This is a genomic window from Stappia indica (assembly GCF_020177335.1).
GTDB classification, from domain to species: Bacteria; Pseudomonadota; Alphaproteobacteria; order Rhizobiales; family Stappiaceae; genus Stappia; species Stappia indica_B.
In genome coordinates, this window is record NZ_JAIVMG010000008.1 from 172916 (window position 1) to 191023 (window position 18108).

The window sequence follows — 18108 nt, forward strand, 5'->3', positions numbered from 1 at the left end:
CGGGGTATCGAAAGCCATCACTTGGCAAAGGAGCCTCAGGAATGACCGTCGAAGCGACCATGACCACCCCCACCGGCCTGCCGCGCCTGAACGAACCGGCACCGGCCTTCACCGCTCTGACCACCCACGGCACGAAGTCGCTCGCCGACTATCGAGGCAAGTGGCTGATCCTCTTCTCCCATCCGGCCGATTTCACACCGGTCTGCACCACCGAGTTCACCGCCTTCGCCCGCCGCGCCGACGATTTCGCCGCGCTCGATACCGAGCTTCTGGGCCTCTCGATCGACAGCCACTATGCGCACATCGCCTGGGTTCGCTCGATTAAGGAGACCTTCGGCGTCGACATCCCGTTCCCGATCATCGCCGACCTCGACATGAAGGTGGCGCAGGCCTACGGCATGATCCAGCCGGGCGCATCCGACACCCAGGCAGTCCGCGCCACCTTCGTCATCGACCCCGAAGGCGTTCTGCGTGCCATGGTCTATTACCCGATGACCAACGGCCGCTCGGTCGATGAATTCCTGCGTCTCGTGCGGGCGTTGCAGACCTCGGTCAAGCACAAGGTGGCAACGCCCGAGAACTGGCACCCCGGCGAGGACGTGATTGTGCCGACGCCGCAGACGACCGACGCGGCCGAGGCGCGGATGCACGAAGGCCTCCAGACGAAGGACTGGTATTTCTCAACTCGCGCACTTTGATGATATGCGTTCCAGCGTATCTCGAATGCGCTGGAACGTCTTTGCCCGGACTGGAGACTTCGAATGACGCCTGATGCTGACTGGATCGATCGCTTTATCGGCCTGAAGAAATTGCCGGCCGAGATCCGCGCCGATCTCGTCGCGGGAAGTCAGGTGGTGTCTCTGCCCACGGGAACGCCGGTCTTCGCGCCAGGGCAGTCGGCCGACAATCTGCTTCTGCTGCTCGATGGAACGGTCCGGGTGCAGCAGAAGTCCGAGACCGGGCGCGAGATCTTCCTCTATCGCGTCCATGCCGGCGAGAGCTGCGTGCTGACGACGGCCTGCATGCTTGCGTTCGAGGAATATTCGGCGGACGGTCTCGCGGAGACGGATGTCACCGCCGTGGCAATTCCCCGGACGACCTTCGACGCGCTGGTGGCGCGGTCGCCGGTGTTCCGCCAGTTCGTGTTCACCTCCTATTCGCGGCGGATCATCGATCTGTTCACGCTGATTGATGACATCGTCTTTCAGAAGATGGATGTGCGACTGGCCTCGCGGCTCCTGGAACTCGCCGATGACGCACAGGTCGTGCATGCCACCCATGCCACCCTCGGTACCGAACTCGGCACCGCGCGCGAGGTCATCTCGCGCACGCTGGCCGAATTCCAGCGCCGCGGTTGGGTCGAACAATCGCGCGGGGAGGTGCGCCTGATCGGGCGACCAGGTCTGGAGCGGCTGGTGCGTTCCGCGGGCTGATCCATGGCAGAGATTGTCTCCCGCAACGCTGGCAGTGGTCATTCGGAGGTTGGCGGCTGAAGTGGGAGAGCCATATTGAGGTCGTGACACTCCTGGCCTGGCGTCCGGGCGAGTTGTGCCCGGAGGAACCCTGTCCGACGCTGGATCCCAGATGGCTCGCTTCGACGCCAGGGCATGTGCCGGTATCGGCGCAAATTGCGGTCGAGATGGATGCCGGCGATCCTCGGCTTTTGTCCCGGCTGGATGAGATCTTCACCGATCCGACATCGGCCACGGCGCATCGGCCGGATGGTGCAGCGGCTCTGCGAGATCGAAACCTGTCGTGCGCTCGCCATGCTTGGCGCTCTTGCGCTCGCGGGAACTCGGTCCCGAGTTTGAGCAAGTCGAATCTGATCTATCCCGTCTGTCGCAGGACATGACCCGGGGGCTCCGTCGGTCGAGAGGCTTGAGGCACTGCTCGCCGTCGCCGGCCGGGTCGAGGCCCTGTCCAGCCGTTCGATGTTCGGTTTTCGGCGAGTGCTGCCTATGAGGGGCTGGTGGCGGACAGGATCGGGGGCCTGCGCGAGCGAAGGTTCCAGGGGCGCCAGACCTTCGAGGAATTCATGACGCACCGCTTCGACCCGGCAATACGGACCACCGCATCGACACGCGCGCCGACTTGTCGCGCAAGCTTCAGCATACCGTCGAGGGAGTGAGCATCATCGCCATCGCCTATTATGTGACCGGACTTGCGCTTCATGTAGCGGGTTCGGTGATCTAGGCGCGGCATCTGCCGAAGTCCTGGGTTGCCGCGGCGCTCGTGCCACTCGTGCTGCTGGCGACCTGGGGCGGCCTCGCCCGGCTCCGTCGCGGGGGGCACTGAGCGGCTTGCCGTCCGCTCTCGGCACCTCGTGGCATGCTGCGGCGCCGGTGATGAAGTCACCAAAGCCTTTTGGCATGTCATGCGATTGTCTCTCGAGCGATTCTGCTAGGGAGCCAAAAATGACCCTCAACATGGGAAAGATCGACCGGGGCCTGCGCCTCGTGGTGGCCGCAGCCCTTGTATACGCTGCCTTCGCCACCGGAATCTTCGGTGCCGGCGTGCTGTTCTGGGTCGCGCTTGCCATCGCAGCCGTCTTCGCGGTCACGGCACTGATCGGGAACTGCCCGCTCTACAGCATCATCGGCATCCGCACCTGCCGGGTGGCGCGGTGATGCAGACGGCGTTCACCCCCACCACGGCCCTCATTGCGGGCATCTTGCTTGCCCGCTTCATCCGGAATTCTGCTGCGCCCAAGGCGGCGCGAGCCTGACCTGAACGAAAAAGTGGAGACATGACGTGCAATTCCATCCGGCGTCCAGCAATCCCGGCAACCCCAACGTGGCCGCCTTCTACGAAGAAGCCAGCGGTTCCTGGCAATACGTGGCCTGGTGCCCCGATACCCGCAAGGCCGTCATCATCGATCCGGTGATGGATTTCGACCCGGCCGCCGGGGCGACCTGGACATACAGCGCCGACGAGATGCTGGCCTATGTGAAGGCCGAGGGCCTCGATGTGGAATGGGTGCTCGACACCCATCCCCATGCCGACCATTTTTCCTCGGCCCGCTACATCAAGGAACAACTGGGCGGCACGCCGCAACAGGCGATAGGCAAACTTGTCCTGAAGGTACAGGATATCTGGTCAGACAAATACGCCGACGACAGCCTGAAGGGGCACCCGGAATTCTGGGACCGACTTTTCGAAGCGGGTGACAGCTTCACCGTCGGGACCTGCAATGTGGGGGTCACTCTTTCCACAGGGCACACCCTGGCCTCCATCACCTACAAGATGGGCGATGCGATCTTTGCCCACGACACCTTCATGGTGCCCGACAGCGGCACCTCGCGCTGTGATTTCCCCGGCGGTTCTTCGGCCGAGATGTGGGATTCGCTTCAGGCGATGCTGGCGCATCCCGGCGACACCCGTATCTTCGTCGGGCATGACTATCGCAAGGGCGGTCGCGAAGAGGCCTGCATGGCCACGGTTGCCGAGCACAAGGCCAATAATATCCATGTGCGCGACGGGATCAGCCGCGAGGAATTCATGGCCGCCCGCGACGAACGCGATGCCACGCTGCCCTTGCCGGACAGGATGCTCTTTGCGCTGCAGGTCAATATCCGCGGCGGGCGCCTGCCCGAGCCGGACAGCCACGGCCGCGCGGTGCTGCGCGTGCCTCTGAACCGCTTCACGTCCAAGCGGGAGCGCAGCTTCGACGCCGACAGTATCCAGTCCGTCGCCGAATAGCATCCATCACCGAAGGGCCCGCGCCGCGATGATCGCGGCGCGGGCCCTTGCAGCGCGGCCGGACAACGCCCGGGGCATCACCAATGGCGGCCGCACACCCACGGATACGGGCGACGCAAGCTTCGACGTCGTCATCCTCGACGGATGCCGGGTGGTGAAATACGGCCGCCTCGTCGTCGGCCCGGGGCTTCAGCTCGACCGGGCCCAGGTCGAGGAGCTGGTCGAAACGCTGGGCCGCAACGGCGTCACCTCGAACTACCGTACGACCTTGCGCCCTACACCTGGGAACTGGTTCAGGGACTGAAGTGCGGGCGGGCCCTGTTCACCCAGCCTTCGATGCCCATCGCTGCGATGTCTATTTCGGCGATGCCTCGGCGCTCTATGCCCAGCGTCTTTTGCTCACCAATCCGGATCGCTTTGTCGTGCTGCCCGAGGTCATCTCCAAGGAACCTCTCGGTCCGGCCGTGCGCCAGGGCGATGAACAGTGGTTCAAGATCATGCGCTGGACGCTCTTCGCGCTGATCGAGGGGGAGGAAATGGGGATCACCGAAAAGAACGCGGCCACTCTCAGTGAAAACGGGACTGCCTCCCAGAAGCGCTTCCTCGGCGTCGGGAGCGGCGCGAGCACGACGATGGGCCTCGATCCCAAGTGGACCTACCGGGTGCTGTCGACAGTCGGCAACTACGGCGAGATCTTCGAACGTCACCTCGGCAAGGAAAGCCCCTTGAAGATTGATCGCGGCCTCAACCGGGTGTGGAGCAACGGCGGTCTGATGTACGCACCGCCAGCGCGATGAAACCCCGTCGTCGTGGGGCTTGCTCCACGGCGCTCAGGCCACGCAGGCGGCCTCTCGCCAAGATCGGTTTGCATCCGGGCGCCGGGCCGGGTAAGCGGTCGGAGCGGATGTCTCTCAAGGTTGAATCATGCTGTCCTGGATGGTGATTGTCGCAGCCGGCTTTCTGGCGGGCTGTCTGAATGCGCTTGCGGGCGGCGGAACCTTTCTGACCTTTCCAGCGCTGGTCTGGTTCGGTCTGCCGCCGGTGATGGCCAATGCGACGGCGACGGTCGCCGCCCTGCCGGGCTACATCGGCGCGGCCCATGCCTTTCGCGCCAGCTTGCGCGCCGAAGGGGCGCTGGGCCTGCGGGCCTATCTGCTGGTGGCCGCACTCGGCGGGGTCATCGGTGCGCTTCTGCTGCTCGTCACGCCATCGTCGGTGTTCTCCGGCATCGTCCCCTGGATGCTGCTTTTGGCCACCGTGCTGTTCGCCGCCGGGCCGCGCCTTGTCGTCATCCTGCGGCGCGGCGACAGGCCAGGGCCGGGGCGGGCGGCGACCCTGATGGCGATGCTGGCCGTTTGCATCTACGGCGGGTATTTCAACGGCGGCCTCGGCATCCTGTTGCTTGCTGCCTTCGGTCTCGTCGGCTTTCACGACCTCAACGGCATGAACGGGCTGAAGAACCTCTTGTCGGCGATCCTGTCGCTGCTGTCGGTGATGACCTTCGCCATCGGCGGCATCGTCTCCTGGCCCGAAGCGCTGGTGATGTCGGTGGCGGCGCTCACCGGCGGCTATGCGGGCGCCTGGGCGGCGCGCCACTGGCTGTCACCGGCAGCCATTCGCTGGTTCGTCATTTTCGTCGGCGTGGTGATGACGGCCCTGTTCTTCTGGAAGGGCGCGTAACGCGCCTATCGGTCGTCTGCATTCTGGCGGCGCGCCAACCGCACCTCCAGCAGCGTCGCGCCGGCCTCAAGCTCAAGGCGGCCTGAGCCGAAGAGCGCTGTCGCGCCCGCCGGAACCGCCTTGCCATCGAGACGCGCCGTTCCCGTCGTCACATGGATCATCCGCTGGATGCCGGCACGCGCCGGGTAGGCGAGCTCCAGCGCGCCATGCAGCGGGGTGACGCGGGCGTCGATAGCTCTCTCGCGAAAGATCAGGTTGAAATTGTGCACTGGCCCGTTCGGTAGCCGTCCCATGATGGGGCGCGTGCCGGAAAAGGCCACAGGCTCCAGCGGTCTTGCCTGAAGCGTTTCCTGCGGGGCTTCCAGCGTCATGCCATCGCCTGCCACCACGGTCAGGATGCGGGACATGGCGGGAAACTCCGAGAACGGCCCCTCCCGGTCCACATCCGCCAGGCTGAGCCGCCACAAGACGCCTTCCGCATCGCTGTCCGCCGCAATTTCCCGGGTGATGCCGCCGCCATTGACCCAGGCGACCGGGCGCAGGGCTTCGGCCAGGATGATGCGGAGCGGGGCGTCGGTCATGAGTGGTGTCCGGTCTGGTTTGTAATGGGCGAGAGCGCTTTGTCGCTGCGGCGTGCGGCGCTGTTATGGCCCAGCCGGCGACAAGGGATCAATTGTCGCATTGCCGATGATGGCAAGATGTATATGTTAGTGAGTGCTTACTAACTTGAGGCGGCAAATGACCATTCGCAAGCCTGCGGAACAGCGCAAGACGGAGATCATCGACGCGGCGCTTGGTCTGGCCGACGCGCTCGGGCCGGACCGGCTGACCACCGAGGCGATCGCCGAAAAGGTCGGACTGACCCAGCCGGGCATCTTCCGTCATTTCCCCACCAAGCAGGCGATCTGGGTCGGGGTGGCGGAGCGGATCGCGCAGCTCATGGGCGAGGGCTGGCAGGCGGCGCTTGCGAACCGGGAGGATCCGGCGGGGCGGCTGGAGGCGCTGGTGCTGACCCAATTCCGCATCATCCAGACGACGCCAGCCATTCCGGCAATCCTGTTTTCCCGCGAGCTGCACGCGGAAAACGACATGTTGCGCCAGACCTTCCTGGGGCTGATGCGCAAGTTCCAGACGGCCCTCACGGCGGAGTTTCAGCGCGGCCAGGCCAGCGGGCGTTTCCGCCCCGACCTTGAGGCTGGCGATGCCGCGTTGATGCTGATCGGTCTCATTCAGGGAGTGGCCATCCGCTGGTCGCTGGGGGGGCGGACCCGGCCGCTGGCCGAGGAGGGCGGGCGGCTGCTCGCGGCCCACCTGCGCCTGTTTGCGGCTGGCGCGTTGGACATGTTGAATACGGAGACGATGGAATGACCAAGCGACGGGTTTCCACCCTGATCGGCGTGCTGCTGCTGGCCGGGCTGGTGACGGGGGCGTATCTGTTCGTCCAGCACCGGCCGCTGTCCGTGCCGGTGGTGGCGCAGGAAACGGATGTCGACATTCGCGTCTTCGGACTGGGCACGGTCGAGGCGCGGGTGGTGTCCGAGATTGGCTTTGAGGTCAGCGCCGCCCTGACCGAGCTGCGCGCCGACCATGGCGATGCGGTGTCAAAGGGCGCTGTCCTGGCTCGGCTGCAGGACAGCGAGCAGCAGGCGCGGGTTCGGCGGGCGGAAGCAGCGGTGCTGGCGGCCTCTGTCACCATTCGCAAGGCCGAGGCCAATGTGGATCGCGCCCGTTCGGTTCTGGAGCAGACCCGGCAGGTGAACCAGCGCCGCAAGGCGCTGGTCGGCAGCAATGTGGTCTCGCAGCAACAGGCCGATGAAAGCCAGCGCGATGAGGAGGTGGCGGCGGCGGAGCTGTCGGTGGCCCGCAGCGAGGTCGAGGTGGCCAAGGCGCAGTTGGCCGATGCGGAGGCGGCGCTCTCCTATGAACGGACGGTGCTTGGCCAGCATACGCTGACCGCCCCCTTCGATGCGGTGATCGTCCGGCGCCACCGCGAGCCCGGTGCCGTCGTGCGCGAAGGCGAGGCGATCTTCACCCTGATGGCGCCGGAGACCGTGTGGACGCTCGCCTATGTGGATGAAGCGCGCGCCGGTGCCATTGAGCTCGGCCAGCCGGCGGAGGTGCGCTTGCGCTCCCTGCCTCATGATGTCTTCCCGGCAAAGGTGGCGCGGATCGGCATCGAAAGCGACCGGGTCAACGAGGAGCGCCGGGTCTGGGTCAGTTGCCAGCAATGCCCGCCGCGCGCCTTTCTCGGCGAACAGGCGGAAGTGCGCATCACCGTTGCCCGGCTGGAGAGTGCGCTGATGGTGCCGGAGGCGGCGGTGGCCGGGTTCGATGGCCACACCGGCCGGGTCTGGACCGTGGAGGACGGCCGGTTTCAGCGCCGGGCGCTGGTCTTCGGCCACCGCAGCGAGGATGCCCGGCTTGAGGTAACCGGCGGTCTGCCGGAGGGCGCGCGCATCGTCAGCGGCACCGTGCCGGGGCTGCGCGAAGGCCGCCTGGCCCGGGTGAGCGATGGGGCCGCGCCATGAACCTTGCCTATCGGGATGTGCGCCACAACCTGTTCCGCTTCCTCCTGACCTGCTTCGGCCTCAGCCTGCTGATGGCCGTGGTGCTGTCGATGATCGGCATCTACAACGGCTTGGTGGTCGATGCCCTGACCATCGCCCGCGCCCCTGGCGCCGATGTCTGGGTGGTGGAGGAGGGCACGCGCGGCCCCTTCGCCGAGGCCTCGCGCATTCCCGCCGACACCCGCGAATCGGTCGCCCGGCTGCATGGGGTGACGGCGGCGGGCAGCGTCACATATCAGACGGCGGAGGCCGACTTCGCTGGCGGCAAGCTGCGGCTCTATGTGGTCGGCCACGAGCCGGGACGGCCGGGCGCGCCGAAGGATCTGGTCGCCGGCCGGCCGATTGCCCGCAGCCACTATGAACTGGTGGCCGATACCCGCACGAAGCTGGAACTGGGTGATCGGCTGCGGTTGGGGCGCAATTCCTTCCAGGTGGTCGGGCTCGTCCGGAACCATGTCAATTCAGGCGGCGATCCGGCGGTCTACATCACCTTGAGCGACGCCCAGACCCTGCAATTCGAGCTGGCGCCGCCGGCCGCGCGGTTGAGGATCGCCCGGGGCGGATCGGTGGAAGGCACCGACACGGTCAACGCGGTGATCGCCCGGGTGGATCCCAACATCTCCGCCGATGCGGTTGCCGACACTGTGCGCCGCTGGAAGCATCTGGCGGCAATGAGCCAGGCGGGGCAGGAAAACCTTCTCACCCGCTCGGTGGTGGATCGCGCCCGGCGGCAGATCGGCCTGTTCATGGCGATTCTGCTGACCGTCTCGGCGGTGGTGATTGCCCTCATCATCTACACCATGACCATGGAAAAGCTGAAGCAGATCGCGACTTTGAAGCTGATCGGCGCGCCGGACCGCACCATCGTCGGTCTGATCGTCCAGCAGGCGCTGGCGCTGGGCGGCATCGGCTGGGCCTTCGGCCTCGGCGTCGTCATGTTGGTCAAGGATTACTTCCCGCGCCGGGTGGTGCTGGAGCCGGAGAACGCGCTTGTGCTCGCCGGGATCATCGCCGCCGTCTGCATTCTGGCCAGCGGTCTGGGCGTGCGCGCGGCGCTGAAGATCGATCCGGCAACGGCATTGGGGGGCTGAGCCCATGAGCACGCGCGACCGCAAGGTTCTGATTGAGATCGACGGGGTGTCGAAGCATTTCGGCGAAGGCGACACCCGGGTTGATGCCCTGCGCCAGGTGAGCCTCGACATTCGCTCCGGCGAGGTGGTGGCGCTGCTGGGCCCGTCGGGTTCGGGCAAGACCACGCTGCTCAATGTCATCGGCTGCATTGTCGAGCCGGCGGCCGGCCGCCTCACCATTGATGGCGAGGACGTCTACAACGGGCGCTGGCTGCGCGGTGACCTGCGCCGCCTGCGCCTCGACAAGATCGGCTTCATCTTCCAGTTTCACAACCTGCTGCCGTTTCTCGACACCACCGACAATGTGGCGCTGGTGCTGGAGCTGGCCGGCAAGACCCGCCGGCAGGCGCGCGAGCGGGCGGTGGAGCTGCTGGAATATCTGGAGATCGGCCACCGCCGCGATGCCATGCCGGCGCAGCTTTCCGGCGGCGAGGCCCAGCGGGTGGCGATTGCCCGGGCGCTGGCCAACAATCCGCGCATCATCCTGGCCGACGAGCCGACTGCCGCGCTCGATTCCAAGCGGGCGGGCATCGTCATGGATCTCTTGCGCAAGCTCGCCGCCGAACAGGACGCCTGCATCATTGCCGTTACCCATGACGAGAAGATCTTCGACCGGTTCGACCACATCTTCCACCTGCGCGACGGCCGGCTCAATGGCAATGGCGGCGAGGACGGCGCGGCGACAGGCTAGCGACAAAACGGAGGCTGCGGCGATGACGACGGGAGCGAGTCCGGTTCCAGGGGGCGAGGCAGGCAAACGGCGCTGGCAACGGGGGACTGCGGCAGCGGCGATCCTGTTCGGCGGGGTGACTGTGCTCGCTGGCGGGCGGGTGCTCTTCGGCGGTGCCGAAGCCCGGGCGGCGGCGGGCGATATCGTGCCCTTCGTGCTCTGGTTCAACTTTCTCGCCGGTTTTGCCTATGCGGCCGCCGGGGTGGGGCTGTGGCGCGGTCGCCGCTGGGCGGTGCGGCTGTCATGGGTGATCCTCGCCGCCACCCTTGCGGTTTTCGCAGGCTTTGCCGGGCATATCCTGATGGGCGGGGCGTTCGAGGCGCGCACGCTTGGGGCAATGACGGTCCGAACCCTGGTCTGGGCCGGCATCGTCTGGACCTTCCGCCCCATCCGAGGGTGACGAGTGCCCGTGGGGAGGAGGGAGCATCGTTCAGCTCGCCATGCCGGCCGAAATCCTGGGGATGGCGAAATCGAGGAATGCGCGCAGTTTCTGCGGGATCAAGGCGCGCGGCTCATAGAGAAGATGGACCGGCCATGGCTCGGGTTCGAACGCCTCCAGGAGAGGCACGAGCTGTCCGGCCTTGATCGCGGCGGCTGCCTGGTAGGACAGAACCCGCGTGAAACCGAGCCCGTCGATGGCCGCGTCGATGGCCGCTTCCGCCGTGTTCACGATCAGGCGCGAATGCACTGAGACCGCCTTTTCGTCGCGGCCGGATCCGAACCGCCAGGTCTGCGGGGACATCAGGCTCTGAAAGGTGATGCCGTCGAGGGGCTCCAGATCGCCGGGCACCTGTGGCATCTCCCGGTCCTTGAGGTAGGAGGGGCTGGCGCAGACGATCCGGCGCACCTCGCCCACCTTGCGGGCAATGAACATGCTGTCGGCAAGAGGACCGATGCGTATGGCCAGATCGAGATGCTCCTCGTGGAGGTTCACGGGACGGTCGGTCAGCTCCAGCCGCACGTCGATATCCGGAAAGGCCGTCAGAAACGCGGTCACCGAAGGCAGCACATGCAGCCGGCCGAAGACGATGGGGGCCGTCATCGTCAGTGTTCCGCGCGGCGCGGTGAACTCGCCGGAAGCATTGCGTTCGGCTTCCGAAACGTCTTCCAGGATCCGGCGGCAGGCCGCGACATAGCTCCGGCCGGTGTCCGTGAGCGTGAGGCCCCGCGGAGAGCGCAGCAACAGCTCGGCCCCGAGCTTCTCCTCCAGTTCGGAAATCCGGCGGCTGACGGTGGCGATCGGCATGCGCAACGCTCGCGCGCCGGCCGTCAGGCTGCCTTCCTCCACCACGCGCACGAAGATGGCCATGGTTCCAAGACGGTCGGTCATGAAATTTCCAATTTATGGAAGGGGTGTTTTCAATCTTATGATCTACTGCCAATCAATGGAAGGATCTAGATCTGGCTCATACAGCAAGCAAAGGAGCTTTCACATGTCTCGCATCTCTTATCCCGCCAGCATTGCCGACGCACCCGAAGCCTCGCAGCCCCTGCTGCAGGCCGTCGAGAAGCAGTTGGGCTCCGTCCCGAACCTGTTTCGCCTGGTCAGCATCAGCCCGGCCGCGCTGGAAGGGTATCTCGGCCTGTCCGGCGCTCTCGGCAAAGGTCGTCTGCCGGCGGCCACCCGTGAGCGCGTGGCACTGGCCGTGGCACAGATCAACGGCTGCGACTATTGCCTTTCGGCTCATACTTACCTGGGCAAGAATCTCGCCAAGCTCGACGCGGCCGAAATCGCGGCCAACCGTGCCGGCCGCTCGAACGATGCTAAGGCGGATGCGGCGGTCCGGTTCGCCGCCAAGCTGACCCATGCGCGTGGTCGTGTCGATGCCGAGGAACTGCGGGCGGTTCGCGATGCCGGCTATGACGACGGCCAGATCGTCGAGATCGTGCAGCATGTCGCGCTGAACACCTGGACCAACTACATGAACGAGCTGGCCCAGACCGAAATCGATTTCCCCGTGGTCGAGGCCGGCGAGCGCGCCGCCTGATCTGCGCAAGCGGCCGGGCCGGCTGCGGTCTGGCCGTTTTCTTCGTTCACGCAAGACCGTCCCAGTGGGAAAAGGTCCCCTGACATGCAGGCGATGCCCATCCGCGCGGACACGTATAAGTTTCCTTGGCCAATGCGCCGCAGGCCTGGCCCGTATCAGGGCCTTGCGACTTCTACTTTTGATCCCGGGAGGACATGTCCATGAATCCGCAATTCCCAGCCGATGCCGCACCAGTCAAGCTCTACCGCAATCCGAAATCGGGGCACAGCCACAGGGTTGAGCTGATGTTGTCGCTGCTTGGCGTGCCCTACGAGCTCGTCGATCTGGACATGGCGGGCGGTGCGCACAAGGCGCCTGCGTTCCTCAAGATCAACCCTTTCGGCCAGGTTCCGGCAATCGATGACAACGGCACCACCTTGGCCGATTCCAGCGCCATCCTGGTCTATCTGGTCAAGAAGTACCCCGATGGCCACGCGTGGCTGCCGGATGATCCCGTTGCGGCGGCCGAAGTGCAGCGCTGGCTGTCGGTGGCCGCCGGAGAGATCGCCGCAGGTCCGGCGGCGGCCCGGCTGGCCGTGCTAATCGGTGTCCCGCTCGACCGTGACGCCGCCAGGGCCAAGGCGCACAGGCTGTTCGCGGTCATGGAGGCGATCCTGCAGGACCGGCCGTTCCTTGCCGGCAAGGCCATCACCATCGCCGATATCGCCGGCTATACCTATATCGCCCATGCTCCGGAAGGGGGCGTCAGCCTGGAAGGCTACCCGGCGCTTCGGGCATGGCTCGCCCGGATCGAGGCGCTGCCGGGCTTCGTCGGCATGGTGCGCTCCCCCGTTCTCGAAGAAACCTGAGAAGGAAAGCGAGGCGGCATGACCCAGGCCAATCGGATCTTCCACGCGGGCGAACGCGCGATGCAGGAGCGCGCCGGTGTGTCCGAGGAGTGGCGCGCCCGCGCCGCCCGCGCCATCCGCGCGGCCATGCCGGAGCAGCACCAGCGCTTCTTCGAAAGCCTGCCGCTCTTGTTTCTCGGCCTGCAGGACGGGATGGGCCGGCCTTGGGCCACCGCCTGCCTGCTTCCCGAGGGGGCGCGGACCACGAGCGCCGGGCTCTCACTCAGCGGCCGCCCGGTTCTTGCCGAAACGCTCGGTCTCGACCTGCGGCCAGGAGCCAAGGTGGCCGTGCTTGGGCTGGAATTTGCCACCCGGCGGCGGAACCGGATGAATGGCACGATCACCGCTGCGGAAGGCGAAGGGCTGGACATCGCCGTCGAGCAGAGCTTTGGCAACTGCCCGAAATACATCCGCACGCGCACGTTTCCTCAGCCTGCCGGGCCCCAACGCCAGCCTGAGGGCACCCGCGTCACCATGGACAATGCGGCGGCGCGCCGGATCCTCTCTTACGCGGACACATTCTTCATCGCGTCTCATGCGAAGGGCGGGACGGATGTGTCTCATCGCGGCGGCGCGCCCGGGTTCCTCCGTTTGAGCGGGGACGGCACGCTCTGCTTTCCCGATTACGCCGGCAATCGCTTCTTTAATACGCTCGGCAATATCGGCGTCAGTGGCCGTGCCGGGCTGTTCATCCCCGATTTTGCCAGCGGTGACGCCCTCCTGCTGACGGGTTCCGCTGGTGTCGATTGGTCCCCCGCTCGGGCTGCGGCGTTCGAGGGCGCCGAGCGCGTGGTGGACATGGTGCCGGAAGAGGTCTGGCATGTCCGCAACGCGCTGCCGCCCGCCGTCCTTGCCGGCGAATGACCTGATATGCGCCCGGCCGCACCGGCCAACCGTAGCGCAAAATCACTTGTTGGCCGGGCGCCCCCCCTCCCACAAGTCGCCTGCTCCCACCCCGCTTCCGCACGGGCATTGTCTGGCTCTGCAGCGCTACCCAGGGGGGCAGGGGCGCGAAAGGTTGAAGTTTGGGTTGAAGCAGTTAATGGTCTGCGTGTAGAGGGGGAGGTGGGGCGGTGGATGATGAATTCTCTTCTATTGTCATTTAAATTACGACGAATTATAATAAATAATATTATTATGATATAATTTTCATTATAATTCATGTTGTAAAGTTTATGAAGACGGGTAGGCTATGCTTGAGCTAGAATATTTGAGTGATGGTGTGAAGGGGTGTTCTTTTTTATATTATATAAGTTACCTGATTCCGCACCTTATTTGGTCAGGTCTAATAGTTTTTGTTTTGTTTTGGGTGGGGCGAGAGAGGCTATTGGGCGCGCTGGGGCGGGTTGAGAAGTTGAATGTTGCAGGGCTCGAAATAGGGTTTCAGCATGCAATTGAAGAGGCGGCTGATCAGCGAGCACAGAAATTATCTGCCGCCGATCTTGGACGCGTTTCGCGTCGCCTTGCGCAGTCCTCGCAATTACTGGAGGGGGCTCGCATACTTTGGGTTGATGACTCGCCGGAAAATAACCGAAGAGAGCAGGAGTTGTTTGAAGAGGCTGGCGCAAAGGTTGATGTGCGACTGACTAATGACGAAGCGAGCCGGGCGTTGGAGCGGACGCGCTACGATGTCATTCTGTCGGATGTGGCAAGGCCAGGAGAGGAAAAGGCTGGCCTCAAATTCGCAGAAGCGCTCGCCCGAAAGAAATTTGCTCCACCTGTTATTCTATACGTCGGCCGGCTCGAGAAACCCCTTCCGGCTGCGGTGTTTGGTGCCACTCAGCGGCCCGATGAGTTGGTTCATCTCGTGCTTGATGTGCTTGCGCGCGTTCGGAGTTGATCTCATCTGCCCCTTCCCACCAACCGCCACCGCAGGGCTGCCATGCAGTGGCGGTGGGACGGGGTGCTTGACATAAGTTACGATTAGTAATTTAAGGGCGGTCGCAATTCGCGTATCAACCCCGGCCCGGTGCCATGTTCTCATCTGCCCTCCTCTTCATCAGCGATCCCGCGTGGGCGGGAGACCGGGCCGACCGGCGGGACCTCCCGCGCCGTTGGCGCCGGGGCCGCTGCATGCACTGTCCTCCCGGTCCGTGACGTGCCGGCCCCTGGCCGTCCTTTCGCGCGTTGGATTTCACGGAGACAGAAGATGCAGGGCATCAAGAGACGGGTCACCTATGTGGCCCTTTACGAGGCGTTGACCTTCCTCATCATCAGCGCCGCCTTTATCGCCGCCTCGGGCAAGGATGCGGTGCATTCCGGCAGCCTCGGAGTGATGACCGTCGTCGTCGCCATCGTCTGGAACACGATTTACAACAGCCTGTTCGAGATGTGGGAGGCGGGCCGCGCCCGCCGTGGCCGCTCGCTCGGCCGGCGTATCGCTCATGCGGTCGGCTTTGAAGTCGGTCTGGTGACGATCACCCTGCCGATGTTCGCCTGGTGGCTCGACATGACGCTGGCCGAAGCCTTCCTGCTCGACGCCAGCCTGACGCTTTTCTTCATGTTTTTCACCTTCGCCTACAACTGGGCCTTCGACCGGGTTTTCGGTCTGCCCCTTGCTGCTCAATGACCAAAGGAGCTTCCCGATGAACCGCATGACCCCCGTCACCGTCGACAGTGCCGATCCGGTGGCAACGCCGATCCTTGAAGGCTTCAAGACGCAATACGGCATGATCCCGAACTTCTTCGCCGCGCTCGGCGTCGATGGGGCGAGCCTCAGCGCCTATCTGAATTTTGCCAAGGCGCTGGAGGAAAACGACCTTCTCACCGAGCGGCTGCGCGAGATGATCGCGCTCGCCGTCTCCAATGCCAATGGCTGTCACTATTGCGTCAGCGGTCACACCTTCTCCGGCAAGAAGGCCGGCCTGTCGCCGGAGGACTGCATCGCCGCCCAATGCGGCAAGGCGGAAGACGCGCGCGAACAGGCGGCGTTGACCCTCGCCCTGCGGCTGATCGAGGCGCGCGGCCATCTGGAGGATGCGGAACTGGCGGGCGCGCGCGAGGCGGGCCTGAGCGAGCCGCAGATCGTGCAGATCTGCGCCTGGACCGGGCTGAACGCCTTCAGCAACTGGATCAACAACCTCGCCCGGCCGAAGATCGACTTCCCCAAGGTGCCGCTTCAGCCGTAAAAGGGGCGGGCGGCAACGAGGGGAGTGGCAAAATGCAGCAGCGCCGAATGTCGAAAGAGGCCCGAAGGGACCATCTCCTGGACACCGCCGCCGAGATTGTTGCCACCCGGGGCGCCGAGGCGCTGACATTGACGACGCTCGCGGAAGCCGCGGGCGTCACCAAGCCGATCACCTACAATCACTTCGAAAGCCGCGAGTTTCTGCTCTTGGCGCTCTACCGGCGCTATGACGAATGGCTCGCCGCCCGCATGCGCGAGGGCCTGCGTGGCAAGGCGCGAGATCTTGCCGGCGCCGCCAGGGTGATCGCCGCAAGCTATCTCGATTGTACCGTGACCTACGGCGGGGTCTATGACGCGGCGGTCGCCGCGCTTGCCGCCTATCCGCAGCATCAGGGCATTCATGGCAAGATCCGCCGCGCCTATTGCGCGGCGTTCAGCCGGGCGCTCGGGCCGTTCCTGTCCGGGGCCGACGGCTTGCTGACGCCCGGCCGCTGGATTGCTCTTTATGGCGTTGCCGAGGAACTGGGGCGTGCGGTGCTGGACGGGGATCTGCCCCGCGCCGAGGCCGAGAGCGAGATCGCCTCGGCGATGATCGCGCTCACCCTCCATCCGGGCTGAGCGAAAGGGGATGCGTCCCCCGTTCCGTCAGCTCATCCAGCGCAGGGTGCGGGCCTTGACCGGGTTCTGGAACGGGCGGTTTTCCGCGCCAGAGCGCACCCATTCGTCCTTGAGCTGCATCCACCAGCGCCCTTGCGTGTCCGCATCATTGATCAGCATCAGCTTGGGATTGTACTTCAGCCCCTCGCGCTGCTGCACCACGACGCGCCGGTCCTGATCGAGGAATACGGTCATCAGGTGGCGGATCAGCGGTTTGAACGGCCGTACCCAGCCCATGCTCGCCCAGAACATCTGCCGCACTTCCGTGTGGGTGCTGTCGATCGGCGTGATCGAGGTCAGCCCGACCACCGAATGCTTGCTGCCCTGGATGTGCTCGATGCGCAGCCCCGGCAGGGCGTAGCGAATTTCGGTGGTGACATCGTCGCCCAGCACCTTGTAGGCGATGTTTTGCGGCGGCAGCTTGTGGCGCACCATCGCCCAGCCCAGCTCGGACGGCGCGAACGGCTTTTCCTTCGGCCGCAGCTTCTTGGCGTTCTTCTTGAACCACCAGGAGGTGTGCACGAAGGCCGCATGGGTCGGGTCCATCAGCCCCAGCGCCGCATGGTCGACCGAACAGACGAAGGGCAGCATGATCGCCAGTTGCGGCGCCGCATCGGCGGCGAAATCCGGCAACAGCGGTGGCTCCGTCTGGCGGCCGTCTTCCGGGCGCTCGCCGTTTTCCGGGAAATAGATCCAGATCAACCCGTTCTGCTCGCGTGCGGCATAAGCGCCGCAGCTGATCTTGGAGGTGTCGATGGTCTGGGCCGCATGGGTGGAGGGGATCTCCACGCAGGTGCCGCCGGTGTCGAACCGCCAGCCGTGATAGCAGCATTGTACCGTCTCGCCGTCGAACCAGCCATGGCGCAGCGGAATGCCGCGATGCGGGCAGATGTCGCGCAAGGCAAAGACGCTGCCGTTCGCCGCGCGGCCGATCAACACCGGCTCCCCCATCAGGGTCTTGCCCAGCATCTTGCCGGCGGCGATCTCGGAGGAAGGGCAGGCGACATACCACAGACCGCGCAGCAGGTCGGCCTCAAGATTGTTCATGGAACGCAACTCCGGCGCTGGGGGGCGGACACCCCGGCGGTTTACCCGGTTGCGCCGCCACACTCAAGCGCGGGCAATGCCGGATGAGGCGGCGAGGTGGGCGGCGCAGGGAACGGCAGGTGGCATATGAAAAAGGCGCGTCTCCAGGTGGAGCGCGCCTTGATCTTGTCTCGTCCGGAACGCCTTGCGGCGGCGGGCTGGCCCGCCGGCGAAGCGTCTTACGCGCCGAGCGCGCCCTTGGCCTTTTCCGTCAGCGCCTTGAATGCTTCCGGCTCGCGGATGGCGAGATCGGACAGCACCTTGCGGTCAACCTCGATGCCGGCCTTGTTCAGACCGTCGATGAAGCGGCCATAGGTGAGGCCCTGCTCGCGCACCGCCGCGTTGATCCGCTGGATCCACAGCGAGCGGAAATTGCGCTTGCGCGCCTTGCGGTCGCGGTAGGCGTACTGGGCGGCACGCTCGACCGCCTGCTTGGCGACGCGAATCGTGTTCTTGCGCCGGCCGTAGTAGCCCTTGGCGGCCTTGAGGACCTTCTTGTGCTTTGCGTGGGCGGTTACGCCCCTTTTGACACGCGACATGGGTAGTACTCCTTGGAA

Annotated in this window: 21 protein-coding genes and 4 pseudogenes; 21 read left to right on the plus strand and 4 right to left on the minus strand. The window is 65.1% G+C overall.

From position 1 onward, the window contains the following. Positions 1–41 precede the first annotated feature (41 nt). The 9 genes and pseudogenes from LC062_RS12605 (at position 42) to LC062_RS12650 (ending at position 5379) form a co-directional block, all read left to right on the plus strand. A complete protein-coding gene (locus tag LC062_RS12605; protein WP_224911384.1) occupies positions 42–698 on the plus strand; it encodes a peroxiredoxin in 657 nt (218 codons plus the stop codon). 63 nt (positions 699–761) lie between these two features. Next, a complete protein-coding gene (locus LC062_RS12610) occupies positions 762–1433 on the plus strand; it encodes a Crp/Fnr family transcriptional regulator (RefSeq protein WP_224911385.1) in 672 nt (223 codons plus the stop codon). Further along, positions 1355–1811: pseudogene (locus tag LC062_RS21575) on the plus strand (DUF3422 family protein). The gene LC062_RS12610 and the pseudogene LC062_RS21575 overlap by 79 nt, the downstream one beginning before the upstream one ends. A 158-nt stretch (positions 1812–1969) precedes the next feature. Next, positions 1970–2193 (plus strand): annotated as a pseudogene (locus LC062_RS21380) (DUF3422 family protein). 221 nt (positions 2194–2414) lie between these two features. After that, positions 2415–2627, plus strand: a complete 213-nt coding sequence (locus LC062_RS12630; RefSeq protein ID WP_224911387.1) for a YgaP family membrane protein — start codon at positions 2415–2417, stop codon at positions 2625–2627. A 124-nt stretch (positions 2628–2751) separates the two neighbouring features. Next, positions 2752–3699, plus strand: a complete 948-nt coding sequence (locus LC062_RS12635; RefSeq protein WP_224911388.1) for an MBL fold metallo-hydrolase — start codon at positions 2752–2754, stop codon at positions 3697–3699. 124 nt (positions 3700–3823) lie between these two features. Then, a pseudogene (locus LC062_RS12640) lies at positions 3824–4083 on the plus strand (NAD(FAD)-dependent dehydrogenase); the annotation flags it as partial. Then, positions 4029–4496: pseudogene (locus LC062_RS12645) on the plus strand (amino acid ABC transporter substrate-binding protein); the annotation flags it as partial. The pseudogenes LC062_RS12640 and LC062_RS12645, both read left to right, overlap by 55 nt. A gap of 127 nt (positions 4497–4623) precedes the next feature. Then, the gene (locus LC062_RS12650) at positions 4624–5379 is read left to right on the plus strand and encodes a sulfite exporter TauE/SafE family protein (protein ID WP_224911389.1); all 756 of its coding nucleotides are present in this window, start codon (positions 4624–4626) and stop codon (positions 5377–5379) included. A gap of 5 nt (positions 5380–5384) precedes the next feature. Here the strand turns inward: LC062_RS12650 and LC062_RS12655 are convergent, their stop codons facing one another. Continuing rightward, entirely contained in the window at positions 5385–5960 is a 576-nt protein-coding gene (locus LC062_RS12655) for a HutD/Ves family protein (protein ID WP_224911390.1), read from the minus strand. A gap of 157 nt (positions 5961–6117) precedes the next feature. On the opposite strand from LC062_RS12655, the gene LC062_RS12660 reads away from it, so the two are divergent. Genes LC062_RS12660 through LC062_RS12680 form a run of 5 tightly spaced genes read left to right on the plus strand, consistent with a single transcriptional unit; the run spans position 6118 to position 10206 of the window. Then, on the plus strand, positions 6118–6747 hold the full coding sequence (locus tag LC062_RS12660; RefSeq protein WP_224911391.1) for a TetR/AcrR family transcriptional regulator: 630 nt from the start codon (positions 6118–6120) through the stop codon (positions 6745–6747). Continuing rightward, a complete protein-coding gene (locus LC062_RS12665) occupies positions 6744–7907 on the plus strand; it encodes an efflux RND transporter periplasmic adaptor subunit (protein ID WP_224911392.1) in 1164 nt (387 codons plus the stop codon). The genes LC062_RS12660 and LC062_RS12665 overlap by 4 nt, the downstream gene beginning before the upstream one ends. Further along, positions 7904–9037, plus strand: coding sequence for an ABC transporter permease (locus LC062_RS12670; protein WP_224911393.1), 1134 nt, complete (start codon positions 7904–7906; stop codon positions 9035–9037). The genes LC062_RS12665 and LC062_RS12670 overlap by 4 nt, the downstream gene beginning before the upstream one ends. 4 nt (positions 9038–9041) lie before the next feature. Then, complete coding sequence (locus LC062_RS12675; RefSeq protein WP_224911394.1) at positions 9042–9767, plus strand: ABC transporter ATP-binding protein; 726 nt, start codon at positions 9042–9044, stop codon at positions 9765–9767. A 22-nt stretch (positions 9768–9789) separates the two neighbouring features. Next, complete coding sequence (locus LC062_RS12680; RefSeq protein ID WP_224911395.1) at positions 9790–10206, plus strand: hypothetical protein; 417 nt, start codon at positions 9790–9792, stop codon at positions 10204–10206. A 30-nt stretch (positions 10207–10236) separates the two neighbouring features. Here the strand turns inward: LC062_RS12680 and LC062_RS12685 are convergent, their stop codons facing one another. Next, entirely contained in the window at positions 10237–11136 is a 900-nt protein-coding gene (locus LC062_RS12685) for a LysR family transcriptional regulator (protein WP_224911396.1), read from the minus strand. 103 nt (positions 11137–11239) lie between these two features. Here LC062_RS12685 and LC062_RS12690 point away from each other — a divergent pair, with 103 nt between their 5' ends. The 7 genes from LC062_RS12690 (at position 11240) to LC062_RS12720 (ending at position 16426) form a co-directional block, all read left to right on the plus strand. Further along, a complete protein-coding gene (locus LC062_RS12690; RefSeq protein ID WP_224911397.1) occupies positions 11240–11794 on the plus strand; it encodes a carboxymuconolactone decarboxylase family protein in 555 nt (184 codons plus the stop codon). 200 nt (positions 11795–11994) lie between these two features. Beyond that, positions 11995–12642 carry a glutathione S-transferase family protein gene (locus LC062_RS12695; RefSeq protein ID WP_224911398.1) on the plus strand — a complete coding sequence of 216 codons (648 nt, stop codon included), beginning with the start codon at positions 11995–11997 and terminating at the stop codon, positions 12640–12642. Between the two features lie 18 nt (positions 12643–12660). After that, complete coding sequence (locus tag LC062_RS12700; protein ID WP_224911399.1) at positions 12661–13545, plus strand: pyridoxamine 5'-phosphate oxidase family protein; 885 nt, start codon at positions 12661–12663, stop codon at positions 13543–13545. Positions 13546–13873: 328 nt separating this feature from the next. Continuing rightward, positions 13874–14521, plus strand: a complete 648-nt coding sequence (locus LC062_RS12705) for a response regulator (protein ID WP_224911400.1) — start codon at positions 13874–13876, stop codon at positions 14519–14521. A gap of 309 nt (positions 14522–14830) precedes the next feature. Then, on the plus strand, positions 14831–15250 hold the full coding sequence (locus LC062_RS12710; RefSeq protein ID WP_181761021.1) for a PACE efflux transporter: 420 nt from the start codon (positions 14831–14833) through the stop codon (positions 15248–15250). 16 nt (positions 15251–15266) lie between these two features. Continuing rightward, positions 15267–15809 carry a carboxymuconolactone decarboxylase family protein gene (locus tag LC062_RS12715; RefSeq protein ID WP_224911401.1) on the plus strand — a complete coding sequence of 181 codons (543 nt, stop codon included), beginning with the start codon at positions 15267–15269 and terminating at the stop codon, positions 15807–15809. A 32-nt stretch (positions 15810–15841) separates the two neighbouring features. Further along, positions 15842–16426 carry a TetR/AcrR family transcriptional regulator gene (locus LC062_RS12720; RefSeq protein ID WP_224911402.1) on the plus strand — a complete coding sequence of 195 codons (585 nt, stop codon included), beginning with the start codon at positions 15842–15844 and terminating at the stop codon, positions 16424–16426. Positions 16427–16453: 27 nt separating this feature from the next. Here LC062_RS12720 and LC062_RS12725 read toward each other — a convergent pair whose 3' ends face one another. Both LC062_RS12725 and rplT read right to left on the minus strand, forming a co-directional pair. Then, positions 16454–17512 (minus strand): aromatic ring-hydroxylating oxygenase subunit alpha, encoded by a 1059-nt coding sequence (locus LC062_RS12725; RefSeq protein WP_224911403.1) that lies wholly within the window; start codon positions 17510–17512, stop codon positions 16454–16456. A gap of 218 nt (positions 17513–17730) precedes the next feature. Beyond that, positions 17731–18090 (minus strand): 50S ribosomal protein L20, encoded by a 360-nt coding sequence (gene rplT, locus LC062_RS12730; RefSeq protein WP_224911404.1) that lies wholly within the window; start codon positions 18088–18090, stop codon positions 17731–17733. Between the last annotated feature and the right edge of the window lie 18 nt (positions 18091–18108).